Genomic DNA, 14,310 nt, shown 5'->3' on the forward strand with positions numbered 1-14,310 from the left:
ACAATAGCTTTGCTAAGCGCGGATTAAAGCTTGAACAGTTATTGATCAGGAATGTGACCTTACCTGAATCGGTTCGGAAAACGATTGAGTCTAAAATTAATGCGGAACAGGATGCTCAAAAGATGCAGTTCGTTTTACAGAAAGAAAGGCAGGAAGCGGAGCGTAAACGCGTAGAGGCCCAGGGTATTGCAGATTATCAACGGATTTTATCAACGGGCTTGAGCGATAAGCAGCTCCAGTATGAATCTATTCTTGCGCAAAAGAGCATCGCGCTGTCTCCAAATTCAAAAGTTATTATTATGGGAAATGGAAAGAACCCTGTCATATTGGGAGGGAATTAAGTTTACCATATCATGGTAATTTTACTTAGTTTCGAAGCGTTAATATTTGAAAATATTGTCTATGGATTTAAGCGTAGTGGAAGAATTTAAACAGATCTTCAGATCAGAAACGGGTCTGGATGCAGAAGAAAATTCAGCAGATTTCGCGGGCTGGTTGTTTATTCAACGCCAAAAAGCAATCACTGAAATTATTCAGGACCTCAATGACCGCAATCAGAATCAACCGGTAACGGTGAAGTTACTGAAAAGCGTTATGAATAAACTTTTACTGATCGGTTAGCGGAACTTTAACCTAAAAAGGAATGATAAAAGACCTATTGTCTGAAATTGGAATGTGCAGAAGAACAGTTTTTATAGCGGTTTTGAGTTTTATCTGTGCGGTTCTGTTGTATTCCTGCAATGGTGGGCAGACGAAGAAATCTGAAGTAAACAATAAGCCAAACCAGACTTCTTCGGCAGATGAACATTCAGATCTGGAGCGTTTTGATGTAGAGAAATTCAATAAGGATTTGGTGGATAACGAGAGAAATCTGATCGATAATAATGGGAATATCCTGCATCAGTACAAAACGAAAGATGGCTATCATGAAGATCTGACCAGGCCAAAGAGTTACTTTTTTCTTTCAAGATCCTTTTATAAAGATGGCCGTTTGGAAGAAAAAGGAGAGCGGTTTCATGGTGACGGATTTCTTAAGGGGATCTGGACAAACTACGATGAAACGGGGCATGTGATCAAGCAGGTGGATTATGATGCGCCATTTAAGTTTAACTGGGATAGTATATTGGTTCTGATGAAAGATAAAGGTATTGATCCCGCTGATAATTTCACCTATGTAAACCGGGAAGTAAATGCTTCTGGCCCTGTCTGGATTATTAGCTGGGACACCAAAGCAGTTACTTCCGATGGTAAAAAAATATTGAAAGGCATCTTCGTTAATGGAGAAACCGGAAATACTTCAAAAGAAGAAGTGGAAAATTTTGAGGAGTAATTCTATTATAGAACCAGGGTTTGCAGCCGGTCTGGTCCAACGGATAAATATTTGACGGGTACCTCTAATTGTTCTTCTAAAAACCTGATATAGTCTTGTAATTGAGGAGGAATTTGCACAGCATCCTTAATTTGACTAATGTCCTGCTGCCAGCCCGGCATCTCTTTTAGAATGGGGGTAGGGGCAATGGTACTGATGTCGTATGGCATATGGTCAATGATTTCACCATTGTAGTTATAATGAGTGCATATCTGTATGGTTTCAAAATGGCTTAAAACGTCGGCTTTGGTTAAAACCAATTGAGTTACGCCGTTAATCAGGATAGCATACCTTAGTGCGGGCAGATCAATCCAGCCGGTGCGGCGCGGTCTTCCGGTATTGGCACCGTATTCGCGGCCTTGATTTCGCAATTTATCCCCATTCTCGTCTTGTAATTCGGTAGGGAACGGTCCATTTCCAACGCGGGTACTGTAGGCTTTAAAAATGCCGATGACTTCAGCTATTTGTTTTGGATTGATTCCTAAGCCGGTACAGGCGCCGGCAGTTATCGTATTAGAAGAAGTAACGAAGGGATAAGATCCAAAGTCTATGTCTAGTAAAGTGCCTTGTGCACCTTCTGCCAAAACTTTTTTACCCTGTTTAAGGTAATCATGAATCAGGTGCTCCGAATCTACAAGCGGAAATTGTTTAAGCAGTTCAATGCCTTCAAAAAAAGCTTGTTCAATTTCGCTGAAATCAATAGTGGTTCCATAAAATGCCTGCAATATCGATGCGTGTTTACGAACAAGATTTTGATAACGTTCTCTAAAGTCAGGTAAGGTAATATCGCCGATACGCAAACCGTTACGACCCGTTTTGTCCATATAGCAGGGGCCGATGCCTTTAAGTGTGGATCCAATTTTATTGTGGCCCATTTTTCCTTCTGAAGCAGTGTCCAGTACGGTATGGGTAGGTAATAACAGATGTGCTTTTTTACTGATCAGCAGGTTCTTTTTTGTCAGCAGATCATAACCTGATTTTTTTAGTTGGTCCAGTTCCCTTTTTAATGCAATAGGATCGATAACTACACCATTGCCAATGAGATTCATGGTGTTTTCCAGAAAGATACCCGAAGGGATGGTATTGAGTACAAATTTTTTGCCTTCAAACTCTAAGGTATGCCCAGCATTTGGACCACCTTGAAAACGTGCGATTAAATCAAATTCAGGGCTTAAAACATCAACAATTTTTCCTTTGCCTTCGTCGCCCCATTGTAAGCCTAATAAAACATCAACAGCCATACTTGTTATTTATAGTTTTTAAAATTCAGCTTGCCTTTCGACTTGCTGGTTGTTTGTATGACTGCAAAGTTGAGCAATAGCCCGCGTTTGACAATTGCCAAATGGCAAGAACGCATTTATGTAATGTTTTTTCTGATGCGGCTTAAAGAAGAGGGGGTAATTCCGAGATAGGAGGCAAGCATAGAAAGGGGGACGCGGTTGGCCAAACCAGGGTAGTGCTCCAGGAAATGAATATAACGGGTCTGTGCATCCTGAACCAGCATATTACTGCTGGCTTTCATTTTATTCTCCAGTACATTAGAGGTGATTTTGGCAAATATGCTGTTCCAGGCGGGGATGCTATCTGATAGTTCTGTAAAACTCCCCTTTGAAAATATCATAAGGGTACAGTCCGTAACGGCTTCAATGTATTCCGAAGAAGGAAGCTGATCTCTGAAGCTATTGATATCAGCTACAAAGCGATTTTCATAAACGAAATAACGGGTAAAGCCTTCCCCGATATTGTTGTAATAACAGACCCTTAAAATACCTTCTATTACATAGCCTATTTGTCCTGCAATCTTTCCTGCCTCAGAGAAATAGGTTCCTTTTTCAATGGTTTTAGCTTCGGCTTTGGATTGAATCAATGCAATTTGCTCTGGATTAAGATTACCGTATTGAAGTAAGTAACGAATAAGTGCTTCCATATTCAAAATTAATATAAAAGGGCCGAAAGGAAATTGTCAATTGACAAAAAAGATCATAGGAGTGTGATAAAATGCTACGGTTTCAGAAACCAGATAAGACCTTCTCAAAGGAGCAATCACTCGTTCTTTTTTTTGTAAATTTGTTTCATCATCTAATGGTTGACTTATGAAACCATCATGAGTTTACACTCACAAAACACAATGAATAAAACTCATGATAGCTTCATTACCGATAAAAAACAAATTATATTCCAATGAAAAAATATATTACCTCCTTGTTTGTTCTGCTCTTGGTCTTGACCAGGGCAACGGGTCAGATCAATACACAGTATTTTGATAAAAACTGGAAGCCTGCTACCAAAGAAAATATGGTGTACTTTAGGCCTGAACCTATATCTGTGAACGGTAAATATCTTTTTAAAGATTATTATAAGTCAGGGAAACTGCAGTTTGAGGGCTATTCACTTTCTAAAACTGAAGAAAAATTTGACGGCCTGGTCAAGTATTATAGTGAGCAAGGAAAAATTACAGGTACTTCAGTTTTTAAGAATGGCGTTTTAAATGGTCCGGTTAAAACGTATTACGAAAATGGCAAGCTCAATCAGGATGCCATTTACAAAGATGGCGAGGAGGAGAATGTTTCTGTTTATAGTTATAAGGGTACTGAGATCAACGGAGAAACCATTCCTTACGATCTGATCACGGTGTATGAAAAATCAGATCGGGTAAAGCAGATCGTTTACGATGGTGATTTAAAAGGGATAAGACAGGAAATGCGGTTTAATGAATACAAAGCCTTGTACTATGGCACTGATGGGAAACTCCTTGGAGAGATGGTTTTCGATCTGTATGGCAATCCTAATAATGGTACAATGATAGATTTTAAATTTGATCCAATGAGAGTTTCAGGTACCCGGATTTTTGTTGACGGTGAGGAGCAGGTACCTTCCAAAATATAACCAAACTTATTTGAGTTCTTTTACCGTTTTGGATGCCGTATTTAATTGCTTCTTCTTTCTCATATGCTTATCGAGTTTGGAGCCCGGGTAGCGGGGATGCTTGCGAAGCTCACTCGTATTGATCCTTAACTTTTCGCCTTTACGCCATAAATATCCACCTGCGGTTAATAAGTGGCCATTCAGGCAGTGATGGATCTGGCCATTGTCAATTTTCGTTTTTTGCGCAGCAGCCAGGCAGCTGTCGTAAGACTTGACCCACCTGCCATCTAAATCGTATTGCGAAACTTTTTCAATTTTGGAAGTGATCTTAGAATCGACACGGATCTTTTTCTTTAGGGTTTTATTCCATATAAAGCCGCCATAAGTGAGGCCACGACCTTTAATTACATCGCGAATACCTTTGTGGTGTATGCCTACTGCTTTTCCTGCCTCTACAGTATTTGTATAGGTATTGATCAGGTTTCCCTGCAGGTCATACTGACCGATTGTTTTTTGGTTTTTGCTTACTGGGGAGGCACCATACCATCTTTCTTTAAGCATGGGAGCAAGGTCCAGAACGGGTTCATTTCCACGCCTCCATAAATATTTACGTGCGGTCCATACCTTATTGTTGGTTCTGGCTGCTTTTGAAATGTAGGTTTGTGATGTACCTAACGCTTGTGCAGCTACTTTTGCATTTGGATAAGTTTCAAGTAATTGACCGGTTAAAGAATAACGGCTAATCATGTAGGTACTTTTTTCTTTCTGCATATTTATCACAAATATATCTGATATTTTAGAATGACACGATAAAGCATGTCAGGAAATGAGTTTAAAATAACAATGAAGAGTCATTTTTGTTGCTATTTCCCCTTTTTCTAATTTCTAATATAAGCAATCTTAAATTGAAAATGAATACTTGTTCGGGCTAATGGTATTTTAACAGAAAGGTCAGTCTGATTAGACTGACCTTTAATTTTATGGTTATTTTGTGATTTCAATCTTGTTTCCAAGTCTTTGCCGGAGGCTGAGGATTCCGCCCTGGTCCAAAGGCTGCCAGAACCATCCGTCTTTATTTTTGTCGTTTGCCTGGGCAAGCAGTTTGCCGTTAATGCTGATTTTTACAGGCTTGCTGGTGAGTCTGAAAAGGTCGCTGGATGCTTTGTCATAGATTTGATAGGATATCGAGGACTTTTGGTAACTGATGCGCTGTACGGTAGAGGAAGTCCTGAGCATATGATCCGCATCTGATGGGGCCAGCTGCGGTGCAATCGCCATAGACCTGATGTAATGACGAACATAATCGCCATATCCGTCTGTCATCCACACATCATTGGTTGGGTAGTAGTTTTTGCCATCGGTGTCTACCGCATAAGTTGCCCAGGTAAGCTCTCTTACTGCATTACGTGTTAATGTGGTATCTCCTGTTAATGCCCAGTACAGGAGTTCCATAGAAGCCTGACGGGCAGAATGGCTATTACCCACAACCGGATAAGCGGTTTGCTCATTGGTTACCGTAACGCCGTACTTTGCCCAGTCTTTATTGTTAAAGGTGGTATGTACCCAGTCAAAGATGCGGTTCACGGTTTTTTTCCAGTCTGCATATAAGTTTTTATGCTCCATTACGTACATCGCGTAGGTCGTAGCATTGATCTGTGTTTTGGAATAGCCGGGTACGTCTTCAAAGAATGGCCCCCAGTCGTTCGTTTTTTCAGGGTAGTTTTTAAACCAGTTTAAGGTTTTATTGAATGCTTGCTGATACTGCGCCTTGTTTCCTTTGTTGAGTTTGATCAGTTCGCTGAACAGTTCCATAGTACCGGTCCAGTTGGTGGTATAAGAACCCTGCCTGAGTTCTTTATAGAAGTCATTTTTGCCAAGAGCAGCCACTTCTCCAGTTACTGCATTTACCTTGAATGGCCATGGCGAATGGTTCGCATCTCCAGCTTGGATGTTGGCGGCCATGGTATTGGCAATTTTTATCGCTATATCCAGGTATTTGGTTTCGCCAGTTTTTTTGTACAAGCGCACAAGCTCGAAGCCTAAAGATCCGGCTTTGTCTGGTTGTAGTACACCTTTACCTGCCATCATATCTCCGTCGTATACGCCGGATTCCACATTCGTGTTGTAAGGATAAGGAAGATTGGGCCACTTGCAGTTTGGCGAAGACATAGAATGTGCCAGGTAATAGTCGGCCTGGTATTTCATGTCCTCAATGATGGTCTTGTCTCCCAGATAGTTATATAAAAGATCCCAGGAGGAAATCCCCATAGCGACCTGATCGCCACCGATACCTCTTTTGTCATGGCCTGCTTTCCATACCTGATGGTTCATGTAATATTTTACGCCGTTGGTATCGGTTTCCATATTGCTCCAGAACTTCCATACCAGTTTGATCATCTGGTCAAATGATGCCCCGTAATTGGTAGAATACCAGGGCAGGATATTTCCGGAGCCATTTATTCTTACCGTATGGTAGATGATGGAATCGGGCAGGATATGGTCTTGTTCTGCGCGAAGCAGGTCTTTATTCAGTATCGCATATTGGGCGTGCGATGTGATGTTCAGAAAGAGCAGTGCTGCGGCCAGGAGAATGTGTTTTGTTTTCATTTATATGCAAGTTATTGATTAATAATTGGGGTTCTGAACTAATAAAGCGTTTTTGTTCATTTCGTCTCTGGAAACCGGAAATAAATAAGCCTTATCGAGCCATGCGCTTTTTTGCACTACTATTGGTGTAATGGTTGGTATGGTGGCTGTGGTATGATCTGCATTTAATTTATAGACAACGCTAACCCCGCTAAACTGTTGATAAGCTTCGGGAGCAATAAGCCATCGTCTTACATCATAGAAGCGATGTTCTTCAAAGGCAAGTTCCACTCTTCTTTCATTGCGGTAACGGTTGCGCAACGCGTTGCCTGAATCTGTGATATTGGGCATACCAGCTCTTTTTCTGATTTGATTGAGTGCGGAACGGGCTTCGCTTTCTTCATTTAATTCTATGCAGGCTTCAGCATAGTTTAAAAGAACTTCTGCATAGCGCATATAACGCCAGGGTGTGCCATTGGTGCTGAACTGACCGTTGATTGCCGGATCGATAAACTTTCTCAGATAATAGCCTGTGTACCCTCCGTTGAAATTTTCCACAGGACCTTTTCTGCTGTCCAGTCCGTAAATTTCCTCCATTGAATTGCTGGATACATTCCATCGCTGCCAGGTACCTACCTGTATCACACCAACTGGGTCAAGATTGGTGATGTCTGATGGACGTGGCTTGAATTTAACCCCTTCATAAAGAATAGAAGCGTAAAACCTGGGGTCTCTGTTTTTGTAGGGTTGATAGGCTTTTGAGGGATCTGACCAGCTGAATGGGCTGCCGTCGGACATTTCAAAATGATCTGCCATTTCTCCGGAGGGAGTGTCTTGTCCGTACAGGTGGTATCCATTGGGACCTGAAACCAGAGAAAGTGAATTCAGATCAGGTGAACCATTGAGTGAGGTGGTTTTAAAATACCTTACCCAGATGTCTTCCTCTGTGCCATTACTGATAAAGATGTTTGCAAAATTCTGAGCAATAGAATCTCCGGGAGCAGGATCGGCTTTATACAGGCGATAAATGCCCAGGTCAATTACTGCTTTTGCTGCATCTTTTGCTGCTCTCCACCTGGCGGCCTGATTTCCGTCGGTATACCTGATCAGTTCTTGTTGCGCAAATCCTGAAAATACAGGTTTGTTGTGCAGGTCACTTGCTGCGTAGAGCAAGGCTCTGGCTTTGAGTGCCAGCGCAGCTCCTTTGGTCACTCTGCCTTGATTACTTCCGCTCTGGACAAGGGGGAGAAGCAATGCAGCAGAATCACATTCTTTAGAGATAAAATTTATACAATCACTGTAAGAGTCTCTTTTTACAGCAAATACATCATTTAATCCATAGGCTTTTTTGACGATGGGGACACCACCATAAAGACTCACCAGCTGGTGGTAAAGGTAGGCGCGCAGAAAATGCACCTCACCGGTCATCCGGTCTTTCAGCTGAGCATCGTCTATTTTTGCGCCATTAATTTTACTGAAATAAATGTTGCAGGACCTGATGTTTTTATACAGCTTGTCCCAGTTCTCATGGGGCCAGGAAGCCAGGTTGTCTGGAGTGATCAGGCTGTTGTTGAATTCAAAGAAACTGAACCATTGGTCGTGCATCTCATCTACAAATTCTCCTTTCAATAAGCCATCGCCGCCATTAGCGGGATTATCTACGTTTAAATAAATTCCGTTAACAAAGGCTTCAATCAGATTTGGGTCATTCCAGATGTCGTCACCAGAAAATTCTGTTGAAGGCTTGGTGTCTAAAAAGTCTTTTTTGCAGGATGATGTCCATATCATAATGCACAAAATAAAGCTGCAGGTGATTAGAATATTTTTCATGGATTAAAAAGTTAAGTTAACGCCGGCATTGACAACTTTGTTGGATGGGTAGGGATTGTCTGAACTGGATTCCGGATCATAGTTTTTCAATTTTGTTACGGTGACCAGGTTCAGGCCGCTGAGATATACTCTTAAGCCTTTAACTCCAATTTTATTGAGTAGCGGAGCAGGGAAGTTGTATCCGATTTCTACATTCTTCAACCTTACATAATTGCTGTTTCTGAGGAAATAGGTATTGTTAATGTCGTATTGTTTCATCCAATATTCTTCAGCAAAATTCCAGGTTCTGGGTTTTGTGGCATCTGGGTTTTCAATGGTCCATCTTCCCTGGGCGTCATCCTGAAGGAAGTTGCCGCTTTCTCCTGAAAAAGTAAATTGTTTTCTCATAGCGCCGGTTGCACCCTGGATAAGGAGGGAAGCATAGAAGTTTTTGTATTGCAGGTCTATATTTAAGCCTCCCGTAAAAGTTGGAAGGTCGGTCTTGTCACTGCGTACCTGGTCCAATCCATCAATTTTACCATCACTGTTGACATCTTTGAAAATAATATCACCAGGTCTGGCATTTGCCCAGTGCGGGTAATTGTCTACGGCTTGTTGGTCTCTGAAAATACCAATGGCTTCATAATACAAAGAAGTATTCATAGGGTGACCTGTAGATTGCTGGTAAACCGGGGCGCCGGGAACCTCGTCCCAGAATACGATCTTGTTTTTTTGATATCCGCCATTAACAGATACCGTATAAGTGAAATCTCCGGTTTTTCCGTTGGTACCTACCTGGAATTCAAAACCACGGTTGGCTACTTTTCCTATGTTCTGACGTGGCAGCGTAAGACCTGTCGATGCAGGTACGGATGCGTTACGGTAAGCCAGGATATTTGTTCTTAGATTGTAGAAATAATCTGCAGAAAAGAAGATTCTTCCATTCAGCATTTTACCATCAATCCCAATATTCGATTGGTTGGCAATTTCCCAGGTAATATTGGGATTGGCAATACGCGTTTCGTTAATCGCCTTGTGCTCTTCTGTACCGTTAAAAATATAAGTAGTTGAAGTTGTTCCATCACCTGCGTAAGCATAACCCTGGAGGTATTGGTAAGGATTAATGCGGTCATTTCCGGTACGTCCCCAGGAGCCCCGTATTTTAAACTGGTTAAAAAACGGAAGGTTCTTTTTCCAGAAATCTTCTTCAGAGATGACCCAGCCAAGAGATACGCCTGGAAAGAAGCCAAACTGCTTGCCGTTTGCAGGGAAAATATAGGACCCATCATAGCGGAAAACGAATTCAGCCAGGTATTTTTCTTTGAAATTGTAGTTTAAACGTCCAAAATAATTTAAACGTGCATCTACGCTTGCAGACCCGCCATTGGTTTGATCTGTTCCGTCACCACCTGCAAAGAGCTGATCTGCGGCAGCAGATATATAATTCCTTCTGGCGGCGAAAAAGTTAAGAGAGTCACCGGTAATCCGCTCTACACCGACCATGGCCTTAAGATGATGAACTTCTCCAATGGATGTGCTGTAATTGACCAAGCCATTAAGGGTTGTTCTGTTACCGTTGTTAAAGTCTTGTCTGAGTTGGGGGGTGGCATACCCTTTTAAAGATTTGGTCAATTCAGGAAGTTTGTCTGCTCCATAACTCTGACCGTCCCAGTAATACAGGTACCATGGCGTTTGCCATAGCTTATGGTTGTCCATGAGTTTGTCAATAGAGGCGTTACCTGTAAGGGATAACCCTTTTACCCAGGGAATGTTGATGTCTAGTTTGGCATTGCTTTCTAAGATATAACGGATGTCTTTATCATAGCCTGTTTTATCTGTCGTCATGACCACCGGATTGGCCCCACGCTCAATATCAGGGCCAGGAAGTCCATTTGGCCATCTGGCAGCAACGGTTGGTTTGCCACGCATGGTGGAGGAATAAATGTCTTCTGCACTCAGGGTAGGGTAATTTCTGTTTTCCTGTCTTCCCGCCAGATCGAAACTGAGCTTAATGTTGGAGGATACTTTGGCGTCAAGGTTGACACGGAAATTTCCCTGTGAATAATTGGTAGCGCTGTTTCTATAAATGGCATCCTGGTATCGGTATCCTGCGGATACAAGATATCGGATCGCGTCGCTTCCTCCTCTTAAAGACAGGTGACTGTTTCTTTGAATAGATATTGGTTTATATACGGCGTTAAACCAATCTGTGTTCGGGTGTCCCCAGGGGTCCGACCCGTCTTTATACTTCTGGATATCATCTGCAGAATACACGAGGTCTTTGTCTCTGTATTGCTCAATTTCATTAACCATTTGGGCATAAGTGGCAGCATCGGCCATTTTAGGGATTACCGTTGGATGAACAAAGCCCTGGTCATAGGAAAAATTGATGGTCGGTTTTCCGGTTGTTCCCCTTTTGGTGGTGATCATAATCACCCCATTGGCTGCCCGGGCCCCGTAAATAGCTGCGGAAGCGTCTTTTAATACCGTTACACTTTCAATATCTGATGGGTCAATTCTTTCCAGCTGCCGCCCTGCAATTCCATCAACGACAACCAGCGGGGTGTTGTCATTCAATGTATTTGACCCGCGGATGAGCAAGGTACTTCCGTCGTTGCCCGGTTCGCCGCTTCGGGTAACTGCAGTTACGCCAGGAACCCTGCCGGCAAGACTGTTACTCAGGTTCATTGCCGGAGATTTTTCCAGATCAGAACCCTTTACCGAGACTATGGCCCCGGTTAGGGTTGCTTTTTTTGCTGTTCCATAACCAACCACTACCACCTGGCTAAGCGATTGAATTTCGCTGATCAGTTCTATATTGATACGGGTTCGTCCATTCACAGGGATACTCTGTGAGGTGTATCCAATGGAAGAGAACACCAGCACATCTGTTGGAGCAGCAGGAATAGAATACTTGCCTTTGGCATCTGTGACCACACTTGTTGAAGCTCCTTTTATAGTAACAGAAACAGAGGAGAGCGTAGAATCGCCAGATTTAACCACCCCTGTGACCGGAGATTTTTGCTGGCCATAAGAGAAACTGGAAAAAACAGTGAGCATAAGAAACAGGGAGCGTATAAAGCAGGGTATTTTCCATCTCATGGAAGAACCTGCGATACCGGAGAAGAACAAAAATTTCATACAATGTTGGTTTAAAGGAAAATATTTGGTTGGTTTGTTAACGGTATTTGTTTGATTTTGTATACGGTTTAGATTTTGACTTAAAGCCTGCTTAATACTCTTTTATTGGCTTCAAGTGTTTGATAGATATCTTCCTGACTGTGTGCATAACTTACGGAGGATTGTTTACAGGCAACAGGAAGCAGGTAAATACCTTCCTGGATCAGTGCTTTCCGGTATTTCAGATCGAAGTCAAAATCGTGGTCTGTTAAAATATGATGCAGGTCAAGGGGTGTTTTGTGTGTGAAATAGGTACAGGATGCTGACCCGTTTGTGGCTACAATTGCCGGAATTCCTTTTTCCATAAAAAGTGATCTCAATCCACCGTAGAGTATATTGCAAACTTTGTCCAGATGTTCATATGTTTCTGGTTTCTGCAGGATTTGTAAGGTAGATATCGCAGCAGCCACATTCAAAGGGTGAGCATTATAAGTTCCTGCAATCAGTACTTTTTTTTTAGGGTCGGGTGCGTCAAACAATTCCATAATCTCTTTCTTTCCGCCAACAACACCCAGGGGATAGCCGTTTGCAATAGCCTTCCCAAACACGGATAAATGAGGCTTGACGCCTTCCAGATGCTGGTGCCCTCTTAGAGAGGAACGAAACCCGGTTTTTACTTCATCAAAAATGCATACGCTGTCGTATTGTTCGCATAAACGGATCAAGCCTTCCAGGTAACCTGGCTGAGGAAGCACAATGCCTATGTTTTGCAGTACAGGTTCCAGAAGTACGCAGGCTACCGGGTATTTTTTCAGAACATACTCAATAGAGTCCAGATCATTGAAGTTAACGCAGTGTACTTTACTTCTGACGGATCGTGGTATGCCTGCTGATGATGGGAGGAAGGGGTATTCTCCGGGAGACTTTCTCAGACCAATTTCTTTTAAGCCTGGCATAACTTTTCTTGCAACATCATTATGCCAGCCATTGTATCCGCCAGCGATCAGTATGATGTGTTCTTTTCCTGTATAGGCTCTGCTCAGTCTGATGGCATGAGCGGTCCCTTCACTTCCTGTATTGGTGATCTGAACCAGTTCGAGGGAGGGGATAAGGGTACACATCATCTCTGCCAGTTTAATTTCCAGGTGATTTGTTCCGCTTCCGATCAGGGAGTGATCGTTTTTTAAAGTCCGGGTTACCGCTTGATTTACCTCTTTATTGTTGTGGCCCAGTAAATGAGCGGCAAAGGCAGAGTGATAATCTATATACTCCTTGTTGTTGATGTCGAAGATCCGGCTTCCCTTTCCTTTCTTGAAAATGATATGGGGCTGTACCTTTCGGTTTAAAGAAACCACACCACCGGCAATGAATTTGTTGGCTTCCTGTTGTACCTTCTGGAATTGGTTTGCTTCCTGAGGCAGGATCTGATTTGATCGAAGAGACATAAGTACAGTTTTTATATTTGGTTTTGTAAATGTATACAAAATATTTATTTTTATGTATACAAAATATTTAAACAATCATATACAGAAAAGAGGAAGCAGAATTTATTCTGTTTCCTCTTTTTATTTTTAACTGTAGGATGTAGGTTACAGGGCTCCTGTAAGTTTTTGACCGGGCTTTTGACCTGCCAGCTGCCCGCCGTCGGCAACAAATACTTGTCCGGTAATAAAGCTGCTTTCTTCGCTGGCCAGAAATAAGAAAAGGGGCGCTATTTCCTGTGGTGTACCAACTCTGTTCATTGGAATATAGCTTTTTACAAAATTTGCTGTAAATTCAGGAGAATCAATGGTTTGGGAAAGTGGGGTTTGGATATAACCTGGAGCCACTGCATTGACCCGGATGTTTAAATGAGCAAGCTCCAGTGCCATGGTTTTAGTGAGCATAATTACGCCAGCCTTTGAAGCATTGTAATGTGCATAGCCGAATTCTCCATCCTGGCCATTTTTGCTGCTCATATTGACCACTACACCTTTCTTTCTTGCAGCCATGAAACGGCAAACAGATTGCGAAACCAGGAACATGCCTTTAAGGTTAACGTCCATGATCTTTTGCCATTCCGTTTCTTCAATCTCAAGAAAAGGGGTCTCATAGGCAATACCTGCATTATTAATCAATATGTCTATCGCTTGTATGCGTTCTGCTGCCGAAACAGCTTGTTCCACTTCTTCTTTAACCGAGATGTCTGTGCAATAGTTGTAGACTTGTGGGGTCAGTTGTTTTATCTTTTCAATTGCAATATCAAGCATTGCGGCATTGAAATCCAACAGGGAAAGCAGGGCACCCTCTCTTGCAAAATGACAGGCAATCTCAAAGCCTATGCCTTGTGCAGCGCCTGTAATCATTACATGTTGGTTGTTGAATCGTTTTCTTAAATCCATGAGCCAGTCTTAATTCAATCCTAGTGCTGAAGCTGAACCTCTGGCCAGATGACTATATAGTGCATCTTCTGCCAGTTTTAGATTCTTCTCTTTAATATATTTCAGGATTTTGCGATGTTCCTCGTCGGTTTGTGCAAAGTCGTCCAGGTAGGTGTGCACTTTTCCCAGTTTCAGATGAAA

Annotated in this window: 11 protein-coding genes and 1 pseudogene; 4 read left to right on the top strand and 8 right to left on the bottom strand. The window is 42.3% G+C overall.

The features are described 5' to 3' along the window. The 3 genes and pseudogenes from VNZ46_RS25345 to VNZ46_RS25355 all read left to right on the top strand — a co-directional run. Window positions 1-341: pseudogene (locus tag VNZ46_RS25345) on the top strand (SPFH domain-containing protein); the annotation flags it as partial. A gap of 61 nt (window positions 342-402) precedes the next feature. Beyond that, window positions 403-621, top strand: coding sequence for a hypothetical protein (locus VNZ46_RS25350; RefSeq protein ID WP_108551473.1), 219 nt, complete (start codon window positions 403-405; stop codon window positions 619-621). A gap of 22 nt (window positions 622-643) precedes the next feature. Continuing rightward, the gene (locus VNZ46_RS25355; protein ID WP_325563822.1) at window positions 644-1,330 is read left to right on the top strand and encodes a hypothetical protein; all 687 of its coding nucleotides are present in this window, start codon (window positions 644-646) and stop codon (window positions 1,328-1,330) included. Window positions 1,331-1,335: 5 nt separating this feature from the next. Here VNZ46_RS25355 and VNZ46_RS25360 read toward each other — a convergent pair whose 3' ends face one another. Together VNZ46_RS25360 and VNZ46_RS25365 are read right to left on the bottom strand one after the other, a co-directional pair. Beyond that, window positions 1,336-2,610, bottom strand: coding sequence for an adenylosuccinate synthase (locus tag VNZ46_RS25360; RefSeq protein WP_325563824.1), 1,275 nt, complete (start codon window positions 2,608-2,610; stop codon window positions 1,336-1,338). 116 nt (window positions 2,611-2,726) lie between these two features. Further along, window positions 2,727-3,296, bottom strand: a complete 570-nt coding sequence (locus tag VNZ46_RS25365) for a Crp/Fnr family transcriptional regulator (protein WP_325563825.1) — start codon at window positions 3,294-3,296, stop codon at window positions 2,727-2,729. A 254-nt stretch (window positions 3,297-3,550) separates the two neighbouring features. Here VNZ46_RS25365 and VNZ46_RS25370 point away from each other — a divergent pair, with 254 nt between their 5' ends. Further along, window positions 3,551-4,255 (top strand): hypothetical protein, encoded by a 705-nt coding sequence (locus VNZ46_RS25370; protein WP_325563827.1) that lies wholly within the window; start codon window positions 3,551-3,553, stop codon window positions 4,253-4,255. A 6-nt stretch (window positions 4,256-4,261) separates the two neighbouring features. Here VNZ46_RS25370 and VNZ46_RS25375 read toward each other — a convergent pair whose 3' ends face one another. The 6 genes from VNZ46_RS25375 to VNZ46_RS25400 form a co-directional block, all read right to left on the bottom strand. Continuing rightward, window positions 4,262-5,005, bottom strand: coding sequence for an NUMOD1 domain-containing DNA-binding protein (locus tag VNZ46_RS25375; RefSeq protein WP_325563829.1), 744 nt, complete (start codon window positions 5,003-5,005; stop codon window positions 4,262-4,264). 213 nt (window positions 5,006-5,218) lie between these two features. Then, on the bottom strand, window positions 5,219-6,841 hold the full coding sequence (locus VNZ46_RS25380) for a hypothetical protein (RefSeq protein ID WP_325563831.1): 1,623 nt from the start codon (window positions 6,839-6,841) through the stop codon (window positions 5,219-5,221). Window positions 6,842-6,859: 18 nt separating this feature from the next. After that, window positions 6,860-8,650: a RagB/SusD family nutrient uptake outer membrane protein gene (locus tag VNZ46_RS25385; protein WP_325563834.1), complete on the bottom strand. Its 1,791-nt coding sequence runs from the start codon at window positions 8,648-8,650 to the stop codon at window positions 6,860-6,862. A gap of 3 nt (window positions 8,651-8,653) precedes the next feature. Beyond that, a complete protein-coding gene (locus tag VNZ46_RS25390) occupies window positions 8,654-11,770 on the bottom strand; it encodes a TonB-dependent receptor (RefSeq protein ID WP_325563835.1) in 3,117 nt (1,038 codons plus the stop codon). Between the two features lie 80 nt (window positions 11,771-11,850). Next, entirely contained in the window at window positions 11,851-13,194 is a 1,344-nt protein-coding gene (locus VNZ46_RS25395; RefSeq protein WP_325563836.1) for an aspartate aminotransferase family protein, read from the bottom strand. Between the two features lie 144 nt (window positions 13,195-13,338). Beyond that, window positions 13,339-14,130, bottom strand: coding sequence for an SDR family NAD(P)-dependent oxidoreductase (locus VNZ46_RS25400; protein ID WP_325563837.1), 792 nt, complete (start codon window positions 14,128-14,130; stop codon window positions 13,339-13,341). Window positions 14,131-14,310: the final 180 nt, after the last annotated feature.

The sequence above is a fragment of the Pedobacter sp. genome (assembly GCF_035566355.1).
Lineage (GTDB): Bacteria > Bacteroidota > Bacteroidia > Sphingobacteriales > Sphingobacteriaceae > Pedobacter.